The sequence below is a fragment of the Streptomyces sp. NPDC025721 genome (genome assembly GCF_055558595.1).
Window position 1 is genome coordinate 405628 of the sequence record NZ_JBVHMF010000002.1, and the last position, 23931, is coordinate 429558.

At 73.6% G+C, this 23931-nt stretch carries 21 protein-coding genes; 7 read left to right on the forward strand and 14 right to left on the reverse strand.

Annotated elements, in window-relative coordinates:
• Window positions 1–184 precede the first annotated feature (184 nt).
• From ACZ4EF_RS05785 to ACZ4EF_RS05795, 3 genes are read right to left on the reverse strand one after another with little or no spacing between them, the layout of a single operon-like run.
• Entirely contained in the window at window positions 185–1015 is an 831-nt protein-coding gene (locus tag ACZ4EF_RS05785) for a heme ABC transporter ATP-binding protein (protein WP_355334538.1), read from the reverse strand.
• Window positions 1012–2268: a FecCD family ABC transporter permease gene (locus ACZ4EF_RS05790; RefSeq protein WP_467502943.1), complete on the reverse strand. Its 1257-nt coding sequence runs from the start codon at window positions 2266–2268 to the stop codon at window positions 1012–1014. The genes ACZ4EF_RS05785 and ACZ4EF_RS05790 overlap by 4 nt, the downstream gene beginning before the upstream one ends.
• 8 nt (window positions 2269–2276) lie before the next feature.
• Window positions 2277–3311 (reverse strand): heme/hemin ABC transporter substrate-binding protein, encoded by a 1035-nt coding sequence (locus ACZ4EF_RS05795; protein WP_401304064.1) that lies wholly within the window; start codon window positions 3309–3311, stop codon window positions 2277–2279.
• Window positions 3312–3873: 562 nt separating this feature from the next.
• Between ACZ4EF_RS05795 and ACZ4EF_RS05800 the strand changes: the two genes are divergently transcribed.
• Window positions 3874–5364: an HtaA domain-containing protein gene (locus ACZ4EF_RS05800; protein WP_467502945.1), complete on the forward strand. Its 1491-nt coding sequence runs from the start codon at window positions 3874–3876 to the stop codon at window positions 5362–5364.
• Window positions 5365–5572: 208 nt separating this feature from the next.
• Window positions 5573–7135: an HtaA domain-containing protein gene (locus ACZ4EF_RS05805; RefSeq protein ID WP_467502947.1), complete on the forward strand. Its 1563-nt coding sequence runs from the start codon at window positions 5573–5575 to the stop codon at window positions 7133–7135.
• A 154-nt stretch (window positions 7136–7289) separates the two neighbouring features.
• On the opposite strand, the gene ACZ4EF_RS05810 is transcribed toward ACZ4EF_RS05805, so the two are convergent.
• Window positions 7290–7988, reverse strand: a complete 699-nt coding sequence (locus tag ACZ4EF_RS05810) for a biliverdin-producing heme oxygenase (protein ID WP_391044249.1) — start codon at window positions 7986–7988, stop codon at window positions 7290–7292.
• A gap of 221 nt (window positions 7989–8209) precedes the next feature.
• On the opposite strand from ACZ4EF_RS05810, the gene ACZ4EF_RS05815 reads away from it, so the two are divergent.
• Entirely contained in the window at window positions 8210–8950 is a 741-nt protein-coding gene (locus tag ACZ4EF_RS05815) for a bifunctional DNA primase/polymerase (RefSeq protein WP_355334526.1), read from the forward strand.
• 65 nt (window positions 8951–9015) lie between these two features.
• Here the strand turns inward: ACZ4EF_RS05815 and ACZ4EF_RS05820 are convergent, their stop codons facing one another.
• The gene (locus ACZ4EF_RS05820) at window positions 9016–9990 is read right to left on the reverse strand and encodes an SCO2278 family lipoprotein (protein WP_401853055.1); all 975 of its coding nucleotides are present in this window, start codon (window positions 9988–9990) and stop codon (window positions 9016–9018) included.
• Window positions 9987–10844, reverse strand: a complete 858-nt coding sequence (map, locus tag ACZ4EF_RS05825; RefSeq protein ID WP_355334521.1) for a type I methionyl aminopeptidase — start codon at window positions 10842–10844, stop codon at window positions 9987–9989. Before map ends, ACZ4EF_RS05820 begins: the two co-directional genes overlap by 4 nt.
• Before the next feature lie 81 nt (window positions 10845–10925).
• On the opposite strand from map, the gene ACZ4EF_RS05830 reads away from it, so the two are divergent.
• Window positions 10926–11183 carry a hypothetical protein gene (locus ACZ4EF_RS05830; protein WP_391160044.1) on the forward strand — a complete coding sequence of 86 codons (258 nt, stop codon included), beginning with the start codon at window positions 10926–10928 and terminating at the stop codon, window positions 11181–11183.
• A gap of 25 nt (window positions 11184–11208) precedes the next feature.
• Here the strand turns inward: ACZ4EF_RS05830 and ACZ4EF_RS05835 are convergent, their stop codons facing one another.
• Window positions 11209–12498 (reverse strand): MFS transporter, encoded by a 1290-nt coding sequence (locus ACZ4EF_RS05835; protein WP_355334515.1) that lies wholly within the window; start codon window positions 12496–12498, stop codon window positions 11209–11211.
• A gap of 294 nt (window positions 12499–12792) precedes the next feature.
• Window positions 12793–13395, reverse strand: a complete 603-nt coding sequence (locus ACZ4EF_RS05840) for a hypothetical protein (protein WP_467502952.1) — start codon at window positions 13393–13395, stop codon at window positions 12793–12795.
• A gap of 82 nt (window positions 13396–13477) precedes the next feature.
• On the opposite strand from ACZ4EF_RS05840, the gene npdG reads away from it, so the two are divergent.
• Together npdG and ACZ4EF_RS05850 are read left to right on the forward strand one after the other, a co-directional pair.
• Window positions 13478–14191 (forward strand): NADPH-dependent F420 reductase, encoded by a 714-nt coding sequence (gene npdG, locus ACZ4EF_RS05845; protein ID WP_355334512.1) that lies wholly within the window; start codon window positions 13478–13480, stop codon window positions 14189–14191.
• Window positions 14192–14375: 184 nt separating this feature from the next.
• Window positions 14376–14579 carry a hypothetical protein gene (locus tag ACZ4EF_RS05850; protein WP_355334509.1) on the forward strand — a complete coding sequence of 68 codons (204 nt, stop codon included), beginning with the start codon at window positions 14376–14378 and terminating at the stop codon, window positions 14577–14579.
• 2 nt (window positions 14580–14581) lie between these two features.
• Here ACZ4EF_RS05850 and ACZ4EF_RS05855 read toward each other — a convergent pair whose 3' ends face one another.
• Window positions 14582–15373 (reverse strand): site-2 protease family protein, encoded by a 792-nt coding sequence (locus tag ACZ4EF_RS05855; RefSeq protein WP_391160037.1) that lies wholly within the window; start codon window positions 15371–15373, stop codon window positions 14582–14584.
• Between the two features lie 343 nt (window positions 15374–15716).
• Here ACZ4EF_RS05855 and ACZ4EF_RS05860 point away from each other — a divergent pair, with 343 nt between their 5' ends.
• On the forward strand, window positions 15717–19436 hold the full coding sequence (locus ACZ4EF_RS05860; RefSeq protein WP_467502955.1) for an AfsR/SARP family transcriptional regulator: 3720 nt from the start codon (window positions 15717–15719) through the stop codon (window positions 19434–19436).
• A 33-nt stretch (window positions 19437–19469) separates the two neighbouring features.
• On the opposite strand, the gene ACZ4EF_RS05865 is transcribed toward ACZ4EF_RS05860, so the two are convergent.
• The 5 genes from ACZ4EF_RS05865 to panB form a co-directional block, all read right to left on the reverse strand.
• Window positions 19470–20303: an ABC transporter permease gene (locus ACZ4EF_RS05865; protein ID WP_188280623.1), complete on the reverse strand. Its 834-nt coding sequence runs from the start codon at window positions 20301–20303 to the stop codon at window positions 19470–19472.
• Entirely contained in the window at window positions 20300–21352 is a 1053-nt protein-coding gene (locus ACZ4EF_RS05870) for an ATP-binding cassette domain-containing protein (protein ID WP_467502958.1), read from the reverse strand. The genes ACZ4EF_RS05865 and ACZ4EF_RS05870 overlap by 4 nt, the downstream gene beginning before the upstream one ends.
• A 121-nt stretch (window positions 21353–21473) precedes the next feature.
• Complete coding sequence (locus tag ACZ4EF_RS05875) at window positions 21474–22151, reverse strand: zf-HC2 domain-containing protein (protein WP_355334496.1); 678 nt, start codon at window positions 22149–22151, stop codon at window positions 21474–21476.
• On the reverse strand, window positions 22148–22774 hold the full coding sequence (locus ACZ4EF_RS05880; RefSeq protein WP_355334493.1) for a sigma-70 family RNA polymerase sigma factor: 627 nt from the start codon (window positions 22772–22774) through the stop codon (window positions 22148–22150). The genes ACZ4EF_RS05875 and ACZ4EF_RS05880 overlap by 4 nt, the downstream gene beginning before the upstream one ends.
• 219 nt (window positions 22775–22993) lie before the next feature.
• Window positions 22994–23917, reverse strand: coding sequence for a 3-methyl-2-oxobutanoate hydroxymethyltransferase (gene panB / locus ACZ4EF_RS05885; RefSeq protein WP_467502961.1), 924 nt, complete (start codon window positions 23915–23917; stop codon window positions 22994–22996).
• Between the last annotated feature and the right edge of the window lie 14 nt (window positions 23918–23931).

The following is a 23931-nucleotide window of genomic DNA, read 5'->3' on the forward strand; positions in this document are numbered from 1 at the left end:
TGGGGGCTGGCCGCGCAGTTCCTCGCGCCCCTGGCGGGGCGGGCCGTCTTTCGTCGGGGCGGTGAGCCGGTCTTTTAGGGGCGCGGGGAACTGCGCGCTCAGCCACGATGCTGCTGCGGGTCACCACCGGTCCCGGTGGGGCAGTTCGGTTGTCTCCGGACCACCGGGCCGGTGGGTGGGGGGGTCAGCGGAGGGGGAGGATCAGGGGGGTGCCGCTGCGGGGGTGGGGGAGGACTTCGACGGGGTGGCGGTAGACGGCGGAGAGCCGTTCGGCGGTGAGCACCGCCGCAGGCGAACCGTTGGCGGTGACGCGGCCGGAGGACAGGACGGCGACACGGTCGGCATGGGCGGCGGCGAGACCGAGGTCGTGGAGGACGACGACGACCCCGCGCCCGAGAGCGGCCTGCTCGCGGCAGACGCGCAGGACGAGCTCCTGGTGGTGAAGGTCAAGGGCGGCGGTCGGCTCGTCGAGCAGAAGCAGCGGCGCGCGTTGGGCGAGCACCCGCGCGAGCGCGACGCGGGCCCGCTCGCCGCCCGAGAGCGCGGGATAGGCCCGCTCGGCGAAGCCCGTGACCTCGGTGGCGCGCATGGCCGCCGCCACGGCGGCCTCGTCCTCGTGGGCGAGGACGGTCCCGGCCCACGGCGCGCGCCCCATCCGTACGACCTCGTCGGCGGTGAAGGGGAAGGCGAGCGGCGAGGACTGCGGGAGCACGGCCCGGCGCAGGGCGAGCTGCCGGGCGGTCCAGCGGCCGAGGGGCGCGCCGCCGACCCGCACCTCACCGGAGTCGGCGGGCACGTCACCGGCCAGCGCCCCCAGCAGCGTGGACTTGCCCGCGCCGTTGGGCCCGACCAGGGCGAGCACTTCGCCCGCGTGGACGGCGACGCCGACCCCGTCGAGCACGGGGCGCCCGCCGAGCCGTACGACCAGGTCGTGGGCCTCGGCCAGGACGTCGCCGGGGGCGGGCGGCGGCGGGAGGGACGTACGGGCGCGGCGTCGTACCGCGAGCGGCCTCATGCCCAACCCCCCTGCCGGCCGCGGGTCCTGCGCAGCAGCCAGAAGAAGAAGGGGCTGCCGACGAGGGCGGTCAGCACGCCCAGCGGCAGCTCCGCGGGCGAGGCGAGCGTACGGGCGGCGAGGTCGGCCGCGACCAGGACGAGCGCGCCGCCGAGGGCGCTGCCCGGCACCAGGAAACGGTGTCCCGGCCCCGCGGCCATCCGCAGCAGATGCGGCACGACGAGCCCGACGAAGGCGACGATCCCCGCGACCGCGACGGCCGCCGCCGTCAGCAGCGCCACGATCAGGATCACCGCGATCCGCATCCGTTCGACGTCCACGCCGAGGTGCTTGGCCTGGCGTTCGCCGAGCGCCAGCAGGTCCAGGCGGCGGGAGAAGAACGGCGCCACGGCGAGACCCGCCAGCGCGCAGGGCAGCACCGCGAGCACTTTCGGCCAGCTCGCCTGGGCCAGCGAACCGAGCTGCCAGAAGGTGATCTGGGTGAGCTGCGAGTTGTCCGCGAAGAAGACGAACAGGCCGATGAGGGCGCCCGCGAAGGCGTTCACCGCGATGCCGGTGAGGACGAGGGTGACGACCTCCGTCCGGCCGCCGGACCGGGACAGGCCGTACACGAGGAGGACGGTCAGCAGCCCGGCGACGAAGGCGCACACCGTCACCGACCAGGTGCCCGCGAAGGTCAGGCCGAGCGCGATCGACCCGACGGCGCCCACCGCGGCGCCGGACGAGATCCCGATCACCCCCGGCTCGGCCAGCGGATTCCCGAACACGCCCTGCATCAGCGCCCCCGCGCACCCCAGCGAGCCGCCGACCAGCAGCGCCAGCACGATGCGCGGCAGCCGTACGTCCCACAACACCGACTCCGCCACCCGGTCCAGCCGGTGGCCCCCGAGGCCGCAGCGGTGCGCCACCGACGCCAGCACGTCCCCCGCCGGAATCCCGTACGCCCCGATCCCGGCCGACACGACGCTCAGCACGACCAGCCCCGCGGCCAGCACCGCGATCAACACGGTTGCCCGGCCACGCCGGTTGGCCTGACGGCCGGTCGGCCGCGGCCCGTCGTCCGCGATCCCCCCGGGGCCGCTCGCTTCCTTGGGCCCCGTGCGCGTATGCGCCGCGTCATCGTGCGCCGGTACGGAGTCCTGGGCTCCTGGGCCGGCGTCCCGAGCGGGAGCCGCAGTCGTGGTCGGCCGGGTGTCGTCGTCCGTCCCGGCGGGCGCGGTGTGTTCCTCGTTCGGGGAGGCCGTGGTCGTCATGGGCCGGGTCACCGGGCCTTTTGGTGGATGCCGGTGGTGAGCCGGCGCAGGACGGAGTCGGTGCGGGGGCCGAAGTTGAGGAGGGTGCCGTCGTCGATGGCGACGACACGGTGGTCGAGACCGGCGGGGGTCTGGGCGACGCCCGGGACCTTTTCGAGGCCGCTGACCCCGCCGACGGAGTCGAGCCCCTTGGTCATGACGAGGATGACGTCGGGCGCGGCCTTCACCAGGGCCTCGCTGGTGATGGGGGTGAAGTCCTTGTCGAGGCCGGAGGCGGTCCCGGCGTCGACGCCGCCCGCCGCCGCGATGAGGGAGTCGGCGCCGGAGCCGCGCCCGCCGATCAGGTAGACCGACGCGGTGCCGCGCAGGTAGAGGAAGGCGACGCGCGGCTTGTCGGACGTGCTCGGAATCGTCGCGCGGACGGCGTCGATCCGTTGCGCCGTACGCGCGCGCAGCGTGTCACCCGCGGCCTTCACGCCGAGCGCGGCGGCCACGGCATCGATCCGCGGGCCCACGTCGTCGAGCGAGGTCGCCGTCTTGACGACGACGAGCGGGACGCCCGCGTCGCGGATCTGGCGGATCGCCTCGGCCGGGCCCGTGGTGTCCTCGGCGAGGACGAGGGTGGGGTGCAGGGACAGGACGCCCTCGGCGGAGACGTCGTGGGCGCGGGTCACCACCGGCAGCTTCGCCGCCTGCGCGAAGGTCGCCGTGATGTCGCGCGCGACGACGTTCTTGCCGAGGCCCAGCGTGAAGACGATCTCGGACAGCCCGCCGGTGAGCGGCACGATCCGGTCGGCGGCGGTGACGGTGACCTTCCGGCCGTCCGCCGAGGTGACGGTGGCGGGCAGTACGGGCACGGGCGCCGCACCGGCCAGCGGTTCGATCCGGTCGGCGTCCGCTCCCGCGCTCGACGTCGCCCCCGAACCGCTCGCGGACGGCCCCGCCTTCCCCGCCGAGCCGCCGCACGCGGTGAGCGCGAGCGCCAGCAGCCCGCCGAGCAACGAGAAGGCCACACCCCGCGCGGCGCACGCGTTCCGCCGCACGGAAGCGCGGTGCCGCGAGCGACCGCGCCCCGAGCCGCCGGCTTCCGGGGCGGCCCGGACGGCGGTCGGTGGTGAACCGGCGGGGGACGAAGGCGGGGTTGGTGACGCGGCGAGGTCCGGGGCGGCCCGGACGGCGGTCGGTGGTGAACCGGCGGGGGACGAACGCGGGGTTGGTGACGCGGCGAGGTCCGGGGCGGCCCGGACGGCGGTCGGCTGTGGACCGGCGGCCGGTGGACGGTTGGGTTCCGGCGCGGTGCGGTCGCCCAAGTCGGCCTGGGCATGCCCGCGTTGCGGAGTGTCGGCGTCCGGGGCGTCCAGGGAGCGCCCGGCCTGCGAGGCCGTCGTCGGGAAGCCCGCGGCATGCGGCTCGGCATCCGCTCGGTCGGGACGTCGTTCGGAACCTGTTCGCACTGCCAACCCGTCCCTTGCCGTGGTGCCGTCATGTCGTGATGCCGCTGTGCCCGCGCGCCAGCGCGTTCGGCGACGTCGCGGGAGGGTTCCCCGCCGGTCGGTGATTAGCTTAGGTTAGCCTTACCTGAGTTTGCCAGTCCTGGAGGGGTCCATGCCGTTGTTCCGTCATGCCCGCGTGCGCCGTACCGGCGGCCGGGCCGTCTCGCTCACGGCCGTGAGCACCGCGTTGCTCGGCGCGGTCGCGCTGACCGCGCTGACCGCGGTGCTGCCCGCGTCAAGGGCGGACGCCGCGACGAGCCGTACGGTCGCCGGGGGACGGCTGGACTGGGGAATCAAGGCGTCGTTCCAGAGCTATGTCACCGGGCCCATCGCGAAAGGCAGTTGGGCGATGACCGGTGGCGCGGGCACCTTCGGCAGCAACCAGTTCCGCTTCCCTTCGGCGCGGGGCTCGTACGATCCGGGCAGCGGCGCGCTGACCGCCGCCTTCGCGGGCGGCGTCCACTTCCTGGGGCACCGGCAGGCCAGCGGCGCCTATCAACTCGACCTCACCATCAGCCGTCCCACCGTCAAGATCTCCGGCGGCCACGGCACGCTCTACGCCGACATGCGCAGCAAGGACAAGAACACCGGTCGGGTCACCACCACCGCCCAGGTGCCGCTCGCCTCGCTCGCCGTCGGCGGCGTCAACACCCGCGGGGTCACCGGGCCGCAGATCACCCTCAGCGGCATCCCGGCCACCCTCACCTCGCAGGGCGCCCGCGCCTTCGCGGGCTACTACACCACCGGCACCCCGCTGGACCCGGTCAGCCTCTCGGTCGACCTGCGCGCACCCGCCTCGCCGACCACCGCCCCGCCGCGGACCCCGACCGGCGGCGCGAGCGACAAGGCGTCGGGGAAGCCGACCGCCACCTCGACGGCCGTGCCCGGCACGGTCGTTGACGCCGCCGCCGACTGGGGCGTACGCCGTACCTTCCGCGAGTACGTGACCGGCGACATCGCCAAGGGCCGCTGGACGGTGGCCGACGGCGCACGGGACGGCGGCGCCCTGTTCCGCTTCGGCGCGGGCCGCGGCACGTACGACGCCTCGCACCACTCGCTGGACGCCCGGTTCGGCGGGACGGTGCGCTTCGTCGGGATGAAGGCGGCGGACGGCACGTACGGGCTCGACCTGTCGATCAGCGCGGTCCGCGTCACGGTCACCGACGGCAAGGGCACGCTGTACGCGGACGGCGAGCCGTTCATCACCTTCGCCGCGCCCGCCGCGCTCGCGCCGAAGAACGGCCTGATCTCCCTGACCGAGGTCCCGACCACGCTGACGGCGCAGGGCGCCAAGGCGTTCAACGGCCTCTACACCGCGGGTACTTCGATGGACCCGCTCACCCTCTCCGTCGCCCTCGACAAGGCGGCGGCCCTGCCCGCGCTGCCCGACATCGGCTCCGACCCCACGGCGTCCGCCACCCCGGCGGCGTCCCCGGCGCCGAGCACCGCACCCGCCGCGCCGCGCACCGAGTCCGCCGCGGACAGCTCGCACGACGGCGCGCCGGTCGGCCTGCTGGCCGGCGGTTCGGCCGCGGTCCTCGCCGCGGCGGCGGTCGTCTTCACCGTCGTACGGCGCAAACGCCGTACCGAAGACGGTGGCTGACGGCGCGTCACCCAGACGTCGGCTGACGGTGCGTCACCTCCCCCCGCACCTCGCACCACCCGCTCGAACCGCAGCACCGCAGGACGCGTACGGCCGCACGCAGCGTGCGGCCGCAGGGCCCGTACGCCCTCCGTACGGCCGCATGCCCGCACCGGGCACCACCGCACCGAGCACCACCTTCCGAGGAACACAAGGAGCACACCACCCCATGACCGCCCGCCTCAGCTCCCGCGCGCTCGCCCTGGCCATAGCCACCGCCACCGCGGGGGCGGCCACCGCCCTGCTGGTCCCGGCGTTCGCCGCCGCCGACTCGCCGTCGTCCCCGGCCGTACCGCTCACCGGCGGCACCTTCGACTGGGGCGTCAAGCAGTCGTTCCGCTCGTACGTGACCGGCCCCGCGGGGGGCACCATCACCACCGCGGACGGCGCGACCGCCAACTCCAACGGCACCTTCCACTTCACCAACGGCCAAGGCTCGTACGACACGTCGACGCACGGCGTGACCGTCGGCTTCGACGGCAGCGTCGAGTTCGCGTCCACGCTGCACGGCTTCGACATCAAGCTGGCCGACCTCAAGGTCGTCACCGTCGGCACCACGGGCAGGATCACCGCCGACGTGACCGCCGCGGGCAGCACGTCGAACGACGTGGAATTCGCCACGCTCGACCTGTCGAACGTCAGGCCCGGCGGCGGCGCGGGCGGTGCGATGACCTTCAACGGCATCCCGGCCACGCTGACCGCCGACGGGTCGAGCGCCTTCAACGGCATGTACCAGCCCGGTACGGCGCTGGACGCAGCCGACCTGTCCGTCACTCCGGGCGCCGCCCCGACGACGACGCCGCCCACCACCCCGCCGACCACCGCCCCCACCACGCCGCCGACCACCGCGCCGACCACCAACCCGCCGACCGGCGAGCCCACCGGCGAGCCCACCGGCGAGCCGACCGCCACGCCCACCACGACCGCGCCCGGCGGGCCCGCCGCCGTCGTGGACGGCAACCTCGACTGGGGCGTCAAGCAGTCCTTCCGCTCCTACGTCACAGGACCGATCGCCGACGGCAAGGTGGAGCTCACCGACGGCGCCACCGGCACCGCCTCCGGCTACCGCTTCCCCAAGGGCGCCGGCACCTACGACGCCGACACCAAGACCCTCAACGCCTCCTTCTCCGGCGGCGTCCGCTTCCTCGGCCACCTCCAGCAGGGCACGTACGCGCTCGACCTGAAGTTCGGCAACTTCACGGTGGCCGCCAAGGGCGCCACCGGCACCCTCACCGCCGACGTGTCGGCCAAGGACATGGCCTCGGGCAAGGTCACCGACTACAAGGGCATCGCCGTGGCCACCCTGAGCGGTGTCGCGCCGACCGCCGACGGCGACGTCGTCACGGTCTCCGGCGCCTCCGCCGTGCTCACCGAGGACGGCGCGAAGGCGTTCAGCGGCTTCTACAAGGCGGGCGACGCGCTCGACCCGGTGACGGTCGCCGTCTCGCTGGACGACAGCGCCACCCTGCCGACCGGTTCGCCGAGCCCGTCGGCCGGTTCGTCGGGCGGTTCCTCCGACGGCGGTACGACGGGCGGCTCCACCAGCGGCGGTACGACCGGCGGTTCCGGCAGCACGGTCGGCGGCACCGGCAACGACTTCACCACCGACGGCGAGCTGGCCTCCACCGGCTCCGGCACCCCGTCCGCCGCGCTGCTCGCCGCCGCGGGCGCCCTGCTGGTGACCGGCGCCGCCGCGACCGTCACCGTGGCCCGCCGCCGCAACACCGTCTGACGCAACACCGTCCGACGCGAAGACGCCTGACGCGGCACCGTCTGACGCGGCACCGTCCGCCGCGAAGACCTCAGGCACAGCCGAAAGCCGGGCGGCCCACCGTGAGTTCAGGTGGGCCGCCCGGCTTCGCGGGGGTCGTACGGACAGCGCGCCCTCACGCGGAGAGCGGGAAGGCGTCCCCCAGCTCCCGGAAGACCGCGATGTTCAGCGCGAAGGCGGTCCTGCACTCCTCGACCACCCGCTGCTTCTCCAGGTCGTCGACCGCGAGGCCGTCCAGCAGTTCGCGGTACTCGCGCTTGAAGGCGGCCGGGTTGTCGATGCCCTCGAAGACGTAGAAGCGGACACCGTCGCCCTTGCGGGCGAAGCCCCAGGTCTTCTCCGCGACACCGCGGACGACCTGGCCGCCGGAGAGGTCGCCGAGGTAGCGGGTGTAGTGGTGCGCGACATAACCGGCGGGCCACTCGCGGGCGACCTCGGCCACCCGGGCCGCGTACCGGGCGGTGGCGGGCAGCGCGGTCGCGCGGTCCTTCCAGCCCTCGCCGAGCAGGTGGTCGAGGTCCTGTTCGAGGGAGGCGACGCGCAGCAGCTCGGTGCGGGTGAAGGGCGCGGCCACCGAGTCGTCGGCCAGCAGGTGCGCGCCCTCCTCCAGCGCCCGGTACACGAACCAGAGCTGCTCGGTGTAGCGCGCGTACGCGTCCACGCCGAGCCGCCCGCCGAGCAGGTCGTCCATGAAGGTCGAGTCGTGCGCCTCCTGGTGCTGAGCCCGGGTCGCGGCGCGGATCACGGCGGAGAAGGGGGATGCGGCGGACGGTGCGTCCGGAGTGGCCGACGTGTCCGAAGTGGCCGACGGAATCGACGTGGTCAAAGGAACCTCCTGGTCAAGGCTGTGCGCCGACCTCGATCCTCCCAACTTAGGCTTACCTAAGTCAATAGGTTGCCGACATGATGTCGGAAACGGCCGCCAGGGGAACACTTCCACCCCGGGTGGGTGTTCATTCCTGGCAAGAGGGAGGATGTGCTCCACCGTCCGCGTACCGTGGTCCGCGGGACGGGAGTGGCGAGGAAAGGAGCCCGATGGCAGGCAAGAGCAGGGTGTCCGACTGGTTGCGCCGCCGTACGGAGAGCGCTTCGGGCAACAGCCGGGCGGCCAGGGCGGCAGCCGCCGCTGCCGCCGACGACCTGCGCCGTGACGAGCTGATCCAGGCGGCCGTCGCCGCCTCGTATCCCGTCGCACCGGCCGTGCACCCCGAGGGCTTCGGCTGTTCGTGCGACCGGATCGGCTGTCACATCCCCGGTGTGCACCCCGTCTCGCAGGCGTGGCAGACCCAGGCGAGCACCGACCCGCAGCGGGTCGCCCAGTGGCTCAGCGGCCAGCCGCTCGCCAACTTCATCACCGCCACCGGGCTCAACCACGACGTCCTCGACGTCCCCGCGGAAGCGGGCCGCGTCGCGCTGGAACGGCTGACCGCCGACGGCGCCACCATCGGCCCGGTCGCCCTCCAGGGCGAGGACCGGATGCTGTTCTTCACCGCCACCCGCGGCACCCCCGCCGACGAGGACGAGTGGTGGCCCTGCGCCCTCGACTGCAACCCGGAGACCGCCGACGAGCACCCCGGCATCCGCTGGCACTGCCGCGGCAGCTATGTGCTGCTGCCCCCGGCCCGGCTGCCGTCCGGCGGCACGGTCGTCTGGCTCCCCGACCTCGGCCCCGACCTCCCGCTGCCCGATCCGCTCCCCGTCCTCGACATCCTCACCGACGCCTGCGCTCAGTTCGCCTACGAACCCGAGCCGGAACCGGTCGCCCGCACGCGCTGAGCCCGTCCCCGCAGAGCCCGTTTCCGCTGAGGCCCGTCCCCGCAGAACCCGTCCCCGCTGAGTCCCTACGCGCCCGTCGCCGAGACCAGGCCCGCCAGGCGGCTGAGGACGGTCGTTTTCGCGTCCGGTCCCGCGCTGCGGGCGGGGACCGTGGCGGCCTGCTGGGACATGCGGGAGAGGGTGACGGAGGTGCGGGGGGTGCCGGTCATCAGGGCCTTGGTGTCCTGGTCGATGCTGAGCTGGTAGCCCTCGCGGTACGTGGCGCGGGTCTGATGGCGACTGGCGAACAGCACGAGCGCGCCGCCGGACCTGGTACGCAGCGCGACCGGGGTGAAGTCGCCGCCGTCGGCGGGCTGATCGGCGTACTGCGTCACGGAGTTGGCCGTACGCCGGTTCTTGTCGCGCCCGGCCAGCAGCTCGGAGGTCGCCGGACCGTCGGCGAACGCCGGTGCGGCGGGAGCCTGTTGGAGATACGAGGTGTACGCCGTGCTCAACCGGCCCGGCTGCACGAGCAGATCGGTGCCCGCGGCCGGCAACGCCTCGACCAGACCGTCCTTGTCGGTGGCGAGGGCGGGCAGCGCGTCCGGTGCCATGACGGCAAGGAAGGACGCCTTCCACGGGTCGCCCGCGGTGAACCGGCGGAAGACCAGCAGCCACCGCGAGTCGCCGCCGCGGTTGGTCGCGGTGTCCGCCACGAAGAACTTCGGCCAGCCGCGCTGCCTCGGCACCAGGAAGCGCGAGTCGGAGAAGGCCAGCGGCGTGAACGACGCGTTGCCCTCGGGGTGGTTGGCGTGCTTGGCCCGCACCCCCGCCTCGTCGATGGCGCCCAGCGCGCCCGACTCGATCTCGGCGACCAGTGACTCGTCGTACGCCTTCGTCGCCGCGTTGTTGACCTTCGCGAAATTCGCCAGCACCTCGGCCGCCTCCGCGGGCCGCACCGACGCGATGTCCGCGCGCTCACCGTGCACGGTGACACAACCGGCCAACGGCACCGCCAGCGCGGTCGCCGCCGCCGCCAGACACAGGCTCCGACGGTTCATGGCAGGGTCAGCACCTCCGCGCCGTCCGCCGTGACCACCAGCGTGTGCTCGAACTGGGCGGTGCGCTTGCGGTCCTTGGTGACCACGGTCCAGCCGTCGTCCCACATGTCGTACTCGTGCGTGCCCAGCGTCAGCATCGGCTCGATGGTGAACGTCATGCCGGGCCGCATCACCGTCGTCGCCCGCGGGTCGTCGTAGTGCGGGATGATCAGCCCCGAGTGGAACGCGGTGTGGATGCCGTGCCCGGTGAAGTCCCGCACCACGCCGTACCCGAAGCGCTTCGCGTACGACTCGATGACCCGGCCGATCACATTGATCTGCCGCCCGGGACGTACCGCCTTGATCGCCCGGTCGAGCGACTCCCGTGTGCGCTCCACCAGCAGCCGCGACTCCTCGGCGACGTCGCCCACGAAGTACGTGGCGTTGCAGTCCCCGTGCACCCCGTGGATGAACGCGGTCACGTCCAGATTCACGATGTCGCCGTCGCGCAGCACCGTCGAGTCCGGGATGCCGTGGCAGATCACCTCGTTCACCGACGTGCACAGCGACTTGGGGAAGCCGCGGTAGCCCAGGTCAGAGGGGTACGCCTGATGGTCCACCATGTACGCGTGCGCGATCCGGTCCAGCTCGTCGGTCGTCACCCCCGGGGCGATGGCCTTCGCGGCCTCCTCCATCGCGCGCGCCGCGATCCGCGAGGCGGTCCGCATCTTCTCGACCGTCTCCGCGTCCTGCACCTCGGGCCCGGTGTACGGCGCCGGCCCCGGCCTGCCCACGTACTCGGGGCGCGGGATCGAGGCCGGCACGTGCCGGGTGGGGGAGAGCTTGCCGGGAACGAGCAGCGACTGACCAGACATGCCGACGAGTGTATCCGCGCCCGATCGGGGAACATGGCCGCAGGCGGCCACCCGCGGCACCCCCGACCACAGGAGACGATCATGGCGCTGTTCAGGGCGAAGAAGCCGGCCGGAAAGCCCGGCGAATGGTTCTACTGCATCGAGCACCACAAGGTCGAGGAGGGGCCCGAATGCCCCGCCAAGGACCGCTTCGGCCCCTACTCCACCCGCGAGGAGGCGCAGCGGGCGATGGACACCGCCGCCGAGCGCAATCTCCAGTGGGACACCGACCCGAAGTGGCACGACACCGCCGACGGTGACGGCCAGGACGCCGGGAACGACAGGCCGGGGGCCTCCTGACGGAGCAGTCGGGCGGAGCCGGTCGTCAGGACGCGGTCGCGGGTGCCGTTTCCGTACCGCTTTCCGTGCCGCCTTCCGCTCCGCTCTCCGTCCCGCTCTCCGTCTCCGCCGCCGCCGGGTGCTGCCGCGCGTCGTACGACATCAGCTTCGGGAGAGCGGCGGCCAGGGCGACGACCGCCGCCGCGCACGCGACACCGCCGGTCCAGACGGAGGTACGGGCGGTGGTGAGGGCGGCCACGCCGCCGCTGCGGAGCTGACCGAGCTGCGGGCCGACCGAGTACGACAGCAGCTCGATCCCCGCCAGGCGTCCGCGCAGCTCGTCGGGGATCGTCTGATTCCACATCGTGGAGCGGCCGACGCCGCTGATCATGTCGCAGCCGCCCGCCGCCGCCAGGCACAGCAGTACGAGCCAGATCCGGCCCGTCCAGCCCGCCGCGGCCATGGCCAGGCCCCAGCCCACGGCCGCGTACACCACCATCCGGCCGTGCCGGTGGATCCGGGTGGTCCAGCCGCTGGTCAGGCTGACCGCCAGGGAGCCGACCGACCCGGCCGCGTACATCAGGCCCAGCGACCACGGCGCGTGCAGGTCGTCCGCGAGGAACGGGAAGATCGCCGCCGGGTACGCGAAGAACATCGCCGCCAGGTCGATCGCGTACGTGCCGAGGAGTTCCTTGCGGCTCCACGCGTAGCGCGCGCCCTCCGCGATCGAGCGCAGCGAGGGCGGCTTCGCGTCGTGCGCGGCCGGTGAACGGCTCAGCCCCAGGCCGAGCGCGACGGAGAGCGCGAAGGTCGCCGCGTCGGCCGCGTACGCCCACGAAAGGCCCGCGTACGCGATCACCAGGCCCGCGACGGACGGGCCCGCGATGGCCCCGACCTGCCAGCGCAGCGCGTTGAGCGCCGCAGCGGCGGCGAGTTGGTCGCGCCGGACGATCCTGGGCACGATCGCGTCCAGGGCGGGCCGCTGGAGTCCCGTCAGCGCGCTCGACAGCGCCGCCACCACGTACAGCGGCCACACCACCGGGTGCGGCACCACCGTGTTGACCAGCAGCCCCAATGCCAGCAGGCCCTGCGCCGCCTCGGTCGCGTTGATCAGCAGCTTCCGGTCCATCGCGTCCGCGAGCGCCCCGCCGTACAGCCCGAACACGATCAGCGGCACCAGCTCCACCGCGCCGATCGCTCCCACCGCGACGGCCGAGCCCGTCAGCTCCTTGATCTGCACCGGCAGGGCCACGAACGTCAGGAAGCTTCCGAACGTCGTGATGGCTCCCGCCAGCCACATTCGCCGGAAGTCCGCCGAGGTGCGCCACGGCGTCATGTCGGGGAGCAACGCCCTCTTCCGCTTCCGCGGGGGTGGGGGGTCATCGGTCACGGTCACTGTCACGTAGGGCGATGCTCCCCGGCCCGGCCTCCCCCCGCAAAGCCTTTTCCTCCCGCCCGGCCCGCCCCCCACCGGGCCGGTGGCCCGGCGACAACCGAATTGCCCCGCCGGGGCGGGTGGTGACCTGCGGGAGCGCGGTGGCTGGGTGCGCCCACGCGGCGGCAGCCGAGAACCGCACCGGGGCCGCGCCCCCGGGGGCACCCACCTGGGCGAGGTGAACGGGGGGTGGGGTTACCAGCGGGGAGGAGGGGTGGAGAGGTGGTCGGCCAGGCGGGAGAGGGGGTCGCGGAAAGGGGGGCGGCGAGGGGCCGTGGCCTCACCCGCAGCGGAGCTGACAAGGTGCTGGAGGACGTCGAGGGAGAGCGCGGGCGCGTCGGGCGAGGGCGGGCTCAGGACGTCGTGGGCGACGCCGTCGAAAGGGTGACCCTCCGCGGAAGCGGACAGGGCGAGGACGGTGGCGCCGGAGCGCCTGGCGTCGTGGACGCGTTCGAGGATGCCGGCCCCCGGCCGGTCGGGGGCGACGAGCAGCACGGTCTCGCCGCGCCCGGCGGCGGCCAGCCGCCGCAGACCGACGGCGAGATGCGGCGGCGCGCCCGGCGGCACGCGGAACCGCAGGAGCGTGGGGGAGAGTTCGGGCACCCCGCTCCAGGCGGCCTCGTCGTCGAGGTGCGCGGCGAGATGCCACGGCTCGTACGCGTCGGTGCCGACGAGCAACAGCGGTCCCGGCCCGCGCTGGACCGCGGTTCTGAGCGTCCCGCCGAAGGCGCGGGCGGCGCGCGGCCACTCCGTTCCGGCGAGCACTTCGCGCAGCAGCGCGACCCGTACGGCGTCCATGGCACGGCATCCTTGCGCCCCCGGAGTGATCCGCGCCACCGAACGCCGTCGAACACCGCCCGCACCTGGCAGGATCGCCGGTATGACTACCCCTGAGGACGTGAAGACCCCGGCCAAGGCACCGGCCAAGGACCCCTGGGAGCTGCCCGACGTGTCGGGCCTGGTGGTGGGAGTGCTCGGCGGCACCGGTGACCAGGGCCGCGGGCTCGCCTACCGGCTGGCCAGGTCGGGCCAGAAGGTCGTCATCGGCTCCCGCAACGCCGAGCGCGCGCAGACCGCCGCCGCCGAACTCGGCCTCGGCGTCGAGGGCGCGGACAACGCGGAGTGCGCCCGCCGCAGCGACATCGTGATCGTCGCGGTGCCGTGGGACGGCCACGCCAAGACCCTGGAGTCACTGCGCGAGGAACTGGCGGGCAAGCTCGTCGTGGACTGCGTCAACCCGCTCGGTTTCGACAAGCAGGGCGCGTACGCCCTCAAGCCCGACGAGGGCAGCGCCGCCCAGCAGGCCGCCGCCCTGCTCCCGGACTCGCGGGTCACCGCCGCCTTCCACCACCTGTCGGCGGTGCTGCTCCAGGACCCGGAGATCGCGGAGATCGACACCGATGTGATGGTCCTCGGCGAGGCCCGCGCCGACACCGACATCGTCCAGGCGCTCGCCGCCCGTATCCCCGGCATGCGCGGTGTCTTCGCGGGCCGGCTGCGCAACGCCCACCAGGTCGAGTCGCTGGTCGCCAACCTCATCTCGGTCAACCGCCGTTACAAGGCCCACGCGGGCCTGCGCCTCACCGACGTCTGAGCCGCATCGAGCCGTAGCCGCGCCGCATCCGAGCCGTATAGCCGGGCCGGCCACCCAGGCCGGCCACCCGGGCCGGCCACGCGAGCCGTACGTCCGAGACGTACGAGCCCGTCCCGAGCGGTCCGGGGCATGGGGGACAATGGCGGACGACCGTACGCGTCCGCCCGGACAGGAGCCGCACCCCATGCCCCGCCTCGCCCTCTACGCCCTCATCGCGTGCCTGCTCGCCGTCGCCGCCGCGGTGGTGTCCTTCGCGCACGGCAGCTTCCTGGGCATCGTGTGGGTGCTGCTCGCCGGGCTGACCAGCAACATGTGCTGGTACTACTTCCGCAAGGCGAAGATGGACGCCGCCGCTGCCGCCGACGCGACGGGCCAGCCGCAGAGCTGACGTCACTTCCGCCAGAACTGGAACAGCGTGTAGCCGTAGTCCACGTAGTCGCGCGGCACGTGCAGCCAGCCCATCACGGTGTCGATGGCGTGGAAGAACTTCACGTTCACCGCCGGAATCCACAGCACACCGAAGACCGCCAGCAGGCCGAACTGTGAGAAGGGCTCGAACTGCCGGCGGGCGGCGGGCGAGAGCCACGGCTCGATGATGCCGTAGCCGTCCAGGCCCGGGACCGGCAGCAGGTTCAGGATCGCGGCGGTCACCTGGAGCATCGCCAGGAAGGCGAGCGCGCACAGGAACTCGGTCGGCCAGGAGTCCAGCGCGCCGAGCGCGAACGGCAGCATCAGCAGCACCGCGAAGGCGACGTTGACCAGCGGGCCCGCCGCCGAGATGAGGCTGTGCCGCCAGCGCCCCTGGATGCGGCCGCGCTCGATGAAGACGGCCCCGCCGGGCAGGCCGATGCCGCCCAGGATCACGAAGACCACCGGCAGCACGATGGACAGCAGCGCGTGCGTGTACTTCAGCGGGTTGAGGGTCAGATAGCCCTTCGCGCCGATGGAGATGTCACCGCTGTGCAGGGCGCTGCGTGCGTGCGCGTATTCGTGCAGACATAGGGAGACGACCCAGCCGGACACGACGAACAGGAAGACCGCGAAGCCGTGGTCGGAGGCGAACTGGCTCCACACCGCCCAGCCGGACACGGCCATCACCGCGACGATGGCGAGGAAGACCGGGCTGATCCTCCGGTCGCTGTCGCCGCGACGGTCGGCCCTGCGGATCGATGTGACGCTCATGGACGGGCTCCTGGCGTGGGCGGTGGGGCGCTGAGGCTACGGGAGGTCGTGCGCGGGCCCCGCGGCCCGACGGTGGGGGGACCGACGGTGGTGGGGACGGACGCGGCCTGAGGCAGCCGCCCGATCATGCCATCCGGGACGGAAACGACACAGGCCGTGCCCGGGAAACGTCCGGCGGCGTGACCAGGTTCCAACGCCGCGTCACCCCGGGCCACCGCTGTACGGAGGCGCGCGAGCGGACGCCACGCCTCCGCCCCCGCGTGGACCGTACGCCCTCGCCGCCGCGGGCGGACCGGGGCCGACCGGGGCGCGGTGACCGTGCGGGCTCCGTAACAATGGGGCCGTGCGATACGCGATTCTCGGCACCACCCAGGCTCTGCGCGACGACGGCACGCCCGCCGCACTGGCGGGCGGTCGGCTGCGCGCGCTGCTGACAGCGCTCGCACTGCGGCCCGGCCGGGTGATCGGCGCGGACGCGCTCATCGACGAGGTGTGGGACGGCGACCCGCCCGCCGGGGCGACCGGCGCGCTGCAAGCGCTGATCGGTCGGCTGCGCCGGGCCATCGGCCATGACGCGGTCGGCTCGGTCGACGGCGGCTACCGGCTGGAGGCGGTGCCCGAGGACGTGGATCTCTACCGGTTCGAGCGGCTGGCCGACGAGGGGGCGCGGGCGCTGGCCGACGGCGACCCGGTCAAGGCCGCCGGGCTGCTCGGCGACGCGCTCGCGTTGTGGCGCGGGGCCGCGCTCGCGGACCTGCCCGACCGGGACACGGCCGCCGTCCGCAGCGAGGCGCTGCGCCGGGACGCCCAGCGGCAGCGGCTCACCGCGGAACTGGCCCTCGGCAGGGCAGGTCCGATCCTCCCCGAGCTGGCGGAGCTGGCCGCCGCGCACCCCCTGGACGAGCCGCTGCGCGCCCTCCACATCCGCGCCCTGCGCGCCGCGGGCCGTACCGCGGACGCCCTGGCCGCGTACGAGTCGGTCCGCCGTGACCTCGCCGACCAGCTCGGCGCCGACCCCAGCCCCGAACTGCGCGCCCTGCACGCGGAACTGCTGAACCCCCCGCCGCTGCCGGGTGACCGTCCGGTCGGGACTCCGCCCGGCCCGGGCGGTTCCGCGGCCGGAAGGGCGCAGAGCCGGGCCCGCGGCACCCGAACGCCCACCCCCGGATCCGACACCCGCGGCCCGACCGCGGCCCCCGGCCCACGCCCGGCCGATCACGGACAGGTCGGCCAGGACCACCGGACCGGACCCGCTTCGGGCGGAGACGGGCAGGGCGGCCCGGCCGAGTACGGCCCCGGCGGGGCCGTCATGGGCGCCGCCGCGGGCGAGGCGGCTGACGGCGGTGCGTTCGGGCGTCGGGGCGCGGCCGTTGCGGGCGGGGCCCGGCCCGTACCGGGGAACGCCCGCGCGCGGCTGACCAGCTTCGTCGGCCGCGAGGCCGACCTGGCCGCGGTGCGCGGCGACCTGTCGCGCGCCCGGCTCGTCACGCTCACCGGACCCGGCGGCACGGGCAAGACGCGGCTGTCGCAGGAGGCCGGTGACCTGGTGGCGCCGCGCTGGAAGGACGGCGTCTGGTACGTCGAACTGGCGCCGGTCAGCGATCCGCGGACGGTGCCCGAGGCGGTGATCAGCTCGCTGGGGCTGCGCGAGACGCTGCTGCACTCCGGCAGCGCCACCGAGGCCGCGCTGTCCGTCGAGACCAAGACCAAGGACCCGGCCCGGCAGCTCACCGACTACTGCGCGAGCCGCGAGCTGCTGCTGGTGCTGGACAACTGCGAGCACGTGATCGGCGCCGCCGCGACCCTGACCGAACAGCTCCTCGCGCACTGCCCGGGCGTCTCGGTGCTCGCCACCAGCCGCGAACCCCTGGGCGTACCGGGCGAGTTGGTACGGCCGCTGGACCCGCTGCCGGACCCGACGGCGCTGCGGCTGCTCGCCGACCGGGGCGCGGCGGCCAGGCCCGGCTTCTCGGTGGACGAGGACCCGGTGGCCTGCGCCGAGCTGTGCCGCCGCCTGGACGGGCTGCCGCTGGCCATCGAGCTGGCCGCGGCCCGGCTGCGCAGCCTCTCGCCGCGCCAGCTCGCCGACCGCCTCGACGACCGCTTCCGCCTCCTGACCGGCGGCAGCCGTACGCTGCTGCCCCGCCAGCAGACGCTGCGCGCCGTCGTGGACTGGAGCTGGGACCTGCTGGACCCGGCCGAACGCGTCCTGCTCCGCCGCCTGGCCGTCTTCCGCGGCGGCTGGACCCTGGAGGCCGTCGAGGCGATCTGCCCGGACCCCGAAGGGACCGACCCCGACGAAGCCGACCCGGCGAAAGCGGCGGACGGCGCCCGCGAGGGCGTCCGCATCGACGCCCTCGACGCCGCTGCGCTGCTCGCCTCCCTGGTCGACAAGTCCCTCGTGCTGGCCGACCTCACCGACGACGGCGTACGCCACCGGATGCTGGAGACGATCTCGGAGTACGCGGCCGAGCGCCTGGAGGAGTCCGGCGAGCGCGCGGCCGTCGAGCGGCGGCACCTCACGTACTTCAGGGAGTACGTGCGCACCGCCGACCCGATGCTGCGCGGCGCGGGGCGCGGTCAGCACCGGGGCGCGGGCGAGGAGGGCGTGGGCCAACTCGTATGGCTGGAACGGCTGGAGCGCGAGCACGAGAATCTGCGGGCCGCGCTGCGCCGGGCGGTGGAGACCGGCGACGAGCAGGACGCGCTGCTGCTGGTGCTGAGCTGCTGCTGGTTCTGGGAGGTCCGCAACTACCAGTCGGAGCGCCGCCATTGGCCCGCGGCGGTGGCCGCGATGGGTCCCGACCCGTTCGGGACGCCGCCCGCCCTCGAACCGCTGGACCGCGGCCCGCTGGACGATCCGCCGCCGCTGGAGGGCGAGCGGCTGCTGGAGGCCAGGCGCTGGGTGCGGATCGAGGACATGGCGTCCATGCAGGGCGAGACCGACTGGTGGGAGCACCCGAAGCTGGCCCGTATCGGCCGCGCGCTGATAGAGACCTACCCGCCGCATCTGCCGCAGTCCGCCCGCTTCCCCGGCATCCTGCGGCCCTACGGCGCCTTCTTCTCCGGCGACTTCTCCCGGCTCGGCCCGCTGATGGACGAGACCGTGGAGAGCTGCCGCGTCCACGGGCGGCAGTGGGAGCTGGCCTTCGCGCTGCAACTGCGCGCGAAGATCAACAACGACATCAGTGAACGGCTCGCCGACGCGCTGGCCGACATCGCGGAGAGCCGCGGGCTCTTCCAGCGGCTCGGTGACGAGTGGGGCACCGCGGAGACGCTGTCCGCCGAGGCGGAGGCGGCCTCCAACGGCGGTGAGTGGGCGCGCGCCGCGCAATGCTGCCGCGAGGGCATCGCGCTGGCCCGCAAGATCGGCTCCCACCAGCACGTACCGGTGCTCACCGTCCGGATGGGCGAGGCGCTGTTCCACTCGGGCGAGGAGGACGAGGGCGAGCGGCTGCTGCGCGAGGGGGTCGCGGACGCCGACAAGTACGCGGCGGCCAGCGAGGGCGCGGGCTTCTTCGGCCGGGTGCTGCTCGCCCAGGTGCTCAGCCGCCGCGGCAGGTTCGACGAGGCGCTGGAGCTGATCGACGACGCCCTCGACGCGACGGTCCGCCACGCCAACGGTGTGCCCGGCTTCATCAAGGGGCTGCTGCACGCCATGCGCGGCTCCCTGATCGGCCGGGCCGGCGACCCGGAGACCGGGCTGCGGCTGATCGACGACGGTGTCGCGGAGCTCAGCCGCCACCCGCTGGCCACCGTCATCACCCCGCGGCTGGCGATCATGCTCTCGCCCGGGGTGGTGGATCTGCTGACGATGCTCGCCACCGCGGACGGCGCCGACCAGGAGCGCGCGGTGCGCAGGGCGCGCCGCGCGGTGGCGCTGCTCAACGCCAACGGCCGCCTGCGGCCGTCCGTGATGGCCCCGGCCGAGCGGCAGGACATGGAGCAGGCGGAGGGCCGGCTGCGGGAGTTGCTCACCGACGCCGGGTACGAGGCCGCGCACGCGGAGAGCGACGGCCTCACCCTGGAGGAGGCCGTCGCTCTCATGCGTGACGTGGACTGACGCGAACCGGTGCCGGGTGGCCCGGCGGCCGGGTCAGGTCTTCTTGCGGAAGCGCGCCACCGCCAGCGGCATCGTCACCGCGGTGATGCCGACCGACCAGGCCAGCGTGATCAGCACCGGGTGGGTGACCGAGCCGCCGTTGATCAGCCCGCGGGCCGCGTCGGCCAGGTTGGACAGCGGGTTGACCTTGGTGAAGCCCTCCAGCCAGCCGGGCATGGTGGTCGGCGGCGCGAAGATCGAGCTGCCGAACTGAAGGGGCATCAGCACCAGCATGGCGACGCCCTGGACCGCCTGGGGCGTCTTCATGGCCAGGCCCAGCAGGATGAAGATCCACATCAGGGAGGCGCCGAACACCGCCGACAGGGCGATGGCCCCGAACAGGTGCAGGACATCGGTGTGGATGGACAGGCCGAGCGCGAAGCCCATGCCCAGCAGGATCGCGATGGCGATCATCATCCGGCCCATCTCGACGACGATCTTCGCGATGAGCACCGAGGACCGCGCGATCGGCATCGTGCGGAAGCGGTCCATGACCCCCTTGCGGAAGTCGTCGTTGACTCCGCTGCCGACGGCCATGGAGATGTTCATGCCCATCATGGCCATCAGGCCGGGGATCACGTAGTTCACGTACTCCTGCTGGTTGCCCTTGCCCGCCACCGCGCCACCGAAGACGTACACGAACAGCAGGGTGAAGATGACGGGCATCAGGACCGCGTCGAACATCGACTCCGGGTCCTGCTTGATCTGGAGCATGTTGCGGCGCGCGAGCGCGCCGATGTGCCGGAGGTTGGCCCGCAGGCCGATCCGTCCCTCGCCGGTGGCCGCTGCCTTCGCGGGCGCGGTGACCGTCGCCGTAGCCGCGCTCATGCCGCGACCTCCACTTCGTTCTTGTCGTCGATCCGGGTGTCCTCGTCCGGCCGGGCGTCGGGCTGGCCCGCGCCGTCGTCGGACTTCTTGCCGGTGATGGCGAGGAAGACCTCGTCCAGGCTGGGCAGGTGGGTGCCGATGTGCGCGATGGAGAAACCGCGGGTGCCCAGCAGGCCGACCACGGCGGTCAGTTGCTCGTCGCTGAGGATCGGCACGCTCACCACGCCGTCCTCGCGGTCGGCGGTGGCGCCCGCCACCCCGTCGAGTCCGGCGCCGGAGATCGCCTCGGCCATCGCCGCCACCATCGAGGGCTCGCTCGGCCGGATCACCAGGGTGCGCCCGCCGACCTTCGCCTTCAGCTCCTCCACCCGGCCGTTGGCGATCACCCGGCCGCGGTCGATGACCGTCAGCTCGTTGGCGAGCTGCTCGGCCTCCTCCATGTACTGGGTGGTGAGCAGGACGGTCGCGCCCTCGGAGACCATCCGCTGGACCTCGGCCCACACCTCGTTGCGGGTGCGGGGGTCCAGGCCGGTGGTCGGCTCGTCCAGGTAGAGCACCGCCGGGTTGCCGATCATGCTGGCCGCCAGGTCGAGGCGGCGGCGCATGCCGCCCGAGTACTCCTGGGCCGGGCGCTTGGCGGCCTCGGTGAGCGAGAAGCGCTCCAGCAGCTCGTTGGCGCGGGCTTTGGCGTCCGTGCCGGACAGGTCGAGCAGCCGCCCGATCATGTACAGGTTCTCCCGGCCGGACAGCTTCTCGTCCACCGAGGCGTACTGGCCGGTCAGGCCGATCACCCGGCGGAGCTGCCGGGGCTGCTTGAGCACGTCGTATCCGGCGACCCACGCCGAGCCCGCGTCGGGCTGGACCAGCGTGGACAGCACGCGCACCAGGGTGGTCTTGCCCGCTCCGTTCGGGCCGAGCACGCCGAGTACGGTGCCCTGGCGGACATCGAGGTCCACCCCGTCGAGGGCCTTGGTCTCACCGTAGTGCTTGACCAGACCCCGTACCTCTACGGCGGAGTGCCCGCCGCCGTCAGTCAGTCGCTTCGTCATGCCGACAACAATGGCGGGCGCCGCTGACACCGCGCCGACATCGCGCCGACAGCCGGGGACCGACCGTATCGGTGGCGTGTCAGCGACCTGTCAGCGACCGGTCACCGATCGGTCGGTAACGCTAGAGCGGCACGCTGACCAGCAGTGTTCCGTCAGCCGCCCGGATCTCGAAGCGGCTGATCGAGTCCTTGTGCAGTCCTGCGGCGCCGTGCACGGTCAGCGGTCGCGGCTGGGCGTCCGTGCCGTAACCGGTCTCCGGCACCGCCCAGGTGGCCACCGTCTGGCCGTTGCCGTCCAGCGCGACCGCGACCAGGCGGCACGTCTGCGGGCCGCGCACGCCCGTCAGCCGCAGGTCCACCACGCTGCCCCAGCCCTTGTCCGCGATGCCGACGGTCGCCCTGACGCCGGTCTCCGGGTTGGTCGCGGAGCGCTGGTCGGACGCGAAGGCCCCGGCGGCCGGGCGCCCGCCGCCGTCGTCGGTGGCCAGCACCGCGACCAGCGGTCCGCCGACCACCAGCACCGCCACGGCGGCCACCGCGGCCAGCCGCCGCCGCTTGCGCGCCCCGCGCTCGCGCGCCACCTGGTCGAGCAGCCGCCCGAGCATCGCGTCACCGCCGGGCGGGTGCGCGAAGGCGACGCCGTCCTCGCGCATCTCGTGGAGCACCGGCAGCAGCCCGCTCAGCTCGTCCAGCTCCCGGCCGCAGCTCTCGCACTCGGCCAGGTGCTCCTCGAAGCGGGTCATCTCCGCTTCGTCCAGCGCCCCGAGCAGATAGGCGCCCACATCGACGTGCGGTGTCATGAAGTGGTCACCCCTCTCTCCTCCAGCGCGTTCCGCAGGGCCCGCAGCGCGTAGAACACCCGCGACCGTACGGTGCCCTGCGGCAGTCCCAGTTCGTCCGCCGCCTCGTTGACCGTACGGCCGCGGAAGTATGTCTCGACCAGCACCTCGCGGTGCGCGTCCGACAGGTCCCGCAGGGCGTCGGAGATGGTCATCAGCCGCAGCGACCGTTCCAGCTCGTCCCTGGCGGGGAGCAGGTCGAGCGCGGCGGGCGAGGTCTCCGGCGGCCGGGAGCCGCGGCTGCGGTGGCCGTCGATCACGATCCGCCGGGCCACCGTCACCAGCCAGGGCCGCAGTGAACGGGCCGCCGGGTCGAGCTTGGCCGCGCTCTTCCAGGCCCGCAGCAGCGTCTCCTGCACCACGTCCTCGGCCAGGAACCGGTCGCCCGCGACGAGCCGCAGCACATAGGCGTAGAGCGCGCCCGCGTGCTCGCGGTACAGCGCCCGCATCAGCTCCTCCTCCGGAGCCGACACCGGCGGTTCCGGCGGTTCCGGCGGCCCGGGGGCGCCGGGAGGTGGTCCGTCCACGGCGGCATCCTGCCGTACCCGCTGCCGTGGGTCGAGTTCGCCCGTGCCGGGACCCATGCCGACCTCCTCCCGTTCCGCGCCGCTCCCCTCCCCGTATACGGACGCCGGGCCCGGATGACTCAGGCCGTTCCGGACAAAACCGTTCCGGACGAGAACGCGGACGAGAACGCGGGCAAGAACGGGGACAGGTTTTCGGACGGGAACGAGAAGGGCGGCGCACCCGGGAGAACCGGGGCGCCGCCCTGCGCTGACGGGCGCGGGATCAGGGGAAGGGGATCAGTGGAAGGTGTGCTCCTCGGCGGGGAAGACGCCGCCCACGACGTCCTCGGCGAAGGACTTGGCGGCGTCGCCGAGCACGCGGCGCAGATCGGCGTACTGCTTGGTGAAGCGCGGCACCTTGCCGCCGGTGAGCCCGGCCATGTCGGTCCAGACCAGCACCTGGGCGTCGGTGTCGGGGCCCGCCCCGATGCCGATGGTGGGGATCTGGAGCGAGCGGGTGACCTCGGCCGCCACCTCGGCGGGGACGAGTTCGAGGACGACGGCGAAGGCGCCGGCCTCCTGCGCGGCCTTGGCGTCCTGGACGAGCCGATGGGCGGCCTCGTCGCCGCGGCCCTGCACGCGGTAGCCCATGGTGTTCACGGACTGCGGGGTCAGGCCCAGGTGCGCCATGACCGGGATACCGGCCCGGACGATCGCCTCGGTCTGGGCCAGGGAGCGCTCGCCGCCCTCCAGCTTGACCGCGCCGACCCCGGCCTCCTTGATCAGCCGGGTGGCGCTGCGCAGGGCCTGCACGGGACCTTCCTGGTACGCGCCGAAGGTCAGGTCGCCGACGATCAGCGCGCGGCTGGTGCCGCGTACGACGGCGGAGGCCAGGATCGTCATCTCGTCCATGGTGACCGGGACGGTGGTCTCGTAGCCGAGGTGACAGTTGCCCATCGAGTCGCCGACCAGCATGACCGGGATACCGGCCTCGTCGAAGACCGACGCGGTCATCGCGTCGTAGGCGGTGAGCATGGGCCACTTCTCGCCGCGCTCCTTGGCCAGGGCCAGGTCGCGGACGGTGATACGACGGGTGCCGGTGCCCCCGTAGAGCGCCTTGGGGTGGTCGGCGGGCTGGGCGCCGGGCGTGCCGGTCGCGGTCGTGCCCTGGCCGGCCTGGGAGTCACGGCCCTGCGCGCGGGCAGCCGAAAGCTGCGTCATGGTGACGGCTCCTT

Excerpts from the sequence above, each read along its gene's own strand:
- ACZ4EF_RS05875 (WP_355334496.1), bottom strand. The coding sequence starts at position 22,151 with ATGACACCGCACGTCGATGTGGGCGCCTATCTGCTCGGGGCGCTGGAC.
- ACZ4EF_RS05800 (WP_467502945.1), top strand. The coding sequence starts at position 3,874 with ATGCCGTTGTTCCGTCATGCCCGCGTGCGCCGTACCGGCGGCCGGGCC.
- ACZ4EF_RS05820 (WP_401853055.1), bottom strand. The coding sequence starts at position 9,990 with ATGAACCGTCGGAGCCTGTGTCTGGCGGCGGCGGCGACCGCGCTGGCG.
- npdG (WP_355334512.1), top strand. The coding sequence starts at position 13,478 with ATGACTACCCCTGAGGACGTGAAGACCCCGGCCAAGGCACCGGCCAAG.
- ACZ4EF_RS05805 (WP_467502947.1), top strand. The coding sequence starts at position 5,573 with ATGACCGCCCGCCTCAGCTCCCGCGCGCTCGCCCTGGCCATAGCCACC.
- panB (WP_467502961.1), bottom strand. The coding sequence starts at position 23,917 with ATGACGCAGCTTTCGGCTGCCCGCGCGCAGGGCCGTGACTCCCAGGCC.
- ACZ4EF_RS05835 (WP_355334515.1), bottom strand. The coding sequence starts at position 12,498 with ATGACGCCGTGGCGCACCTCGGCGGACTTCCGGCGAATGTGGCTGGCG.
- ACZ4EF_RS05785 (WP_355334538.1), bottom strand. The coding sequence starts at position 1,015 with ATGAGGCCGCTCGCGGTACGACGCCGCGCCCGTACGTCCCTCCCGCCG.
- ACZ4EF_RS05880 (WP_355334493.1), bottom strand. The coding sequence starts at position 22,774 with ATGGGTCCCGGCACGGGCGAACTCGACCCACGGCAGCGGGTACGGCAG.
- map (WP_355334521.1), bottom strand. The coding sequence starts at position 10,844 with ATGTCTGGTCAGTCGCTGCTCGTTCCCGGCAAGCTCTCCCCCACCCGG.
- ACZ4EF_RS05865 (WP_188280623.1), bottom strand. The coding sequence starts at position 20,303 with ATGAGCGCGGCTACGGCGACGGTCACCGCGCCCGCGAAGGCAGCGGCC.
- ACZ4EF_RS05870 (WP_467502958.1), bottom strand. The coding sequence starts at position 21,352 with ATGACGAAGCGACTGACTGACGGCGGCGGGCACTCCGCCGTAGAGGTA.
- ACZ4EF_RS05830 (WP_391160044.1), top strand. The coding sequence starts at position 10,926 with ATGGCGCTGTTCAGGGCGAAGAAGCCGGCCGGAAAGCCCGGCGAATGG.
- ACZ4EF_RS05850 (WP_355334509.1), top strand. The coding sequence starts at position 14,376 with ATGCCCCGCCTCGCCCTCTACGCCCTCATCGCGTGCCTGCTCGCCGTC.
- ACZ4EF_RS05840 (WP_467502952.1), bottom strand. The coding sequence starts at position 13,395 with ATGGACGCCGTACGGGTCGCGCTGCTGCGCGAAGTGCTCGCCGGAACG.
- ACZ4EF_RS05855 (WP_391160037.1), bottom strand. The coding sequence starts at position 15,373 with ATGAGCGTCACATCGATCCGCAGGGCCGACCGTCGCGGCGACAGCGAC.
- ACZ4EF_RS05790 (WP_467502943.1), bottom strand. The coding sequence starts at position 2,268 with ATGACGACCACGGCCTCCCCGAACGAGGAACACACCGCGCCCGCCGGG.
- ACZ4EF_RS05815 (WP_355334526.1), top strand. The coding sequence starts at position 8,210 with ATGGCAGGCAAGAGCAGGGTGTCCGACTGGTTGCGCCGCCGTACGGAG.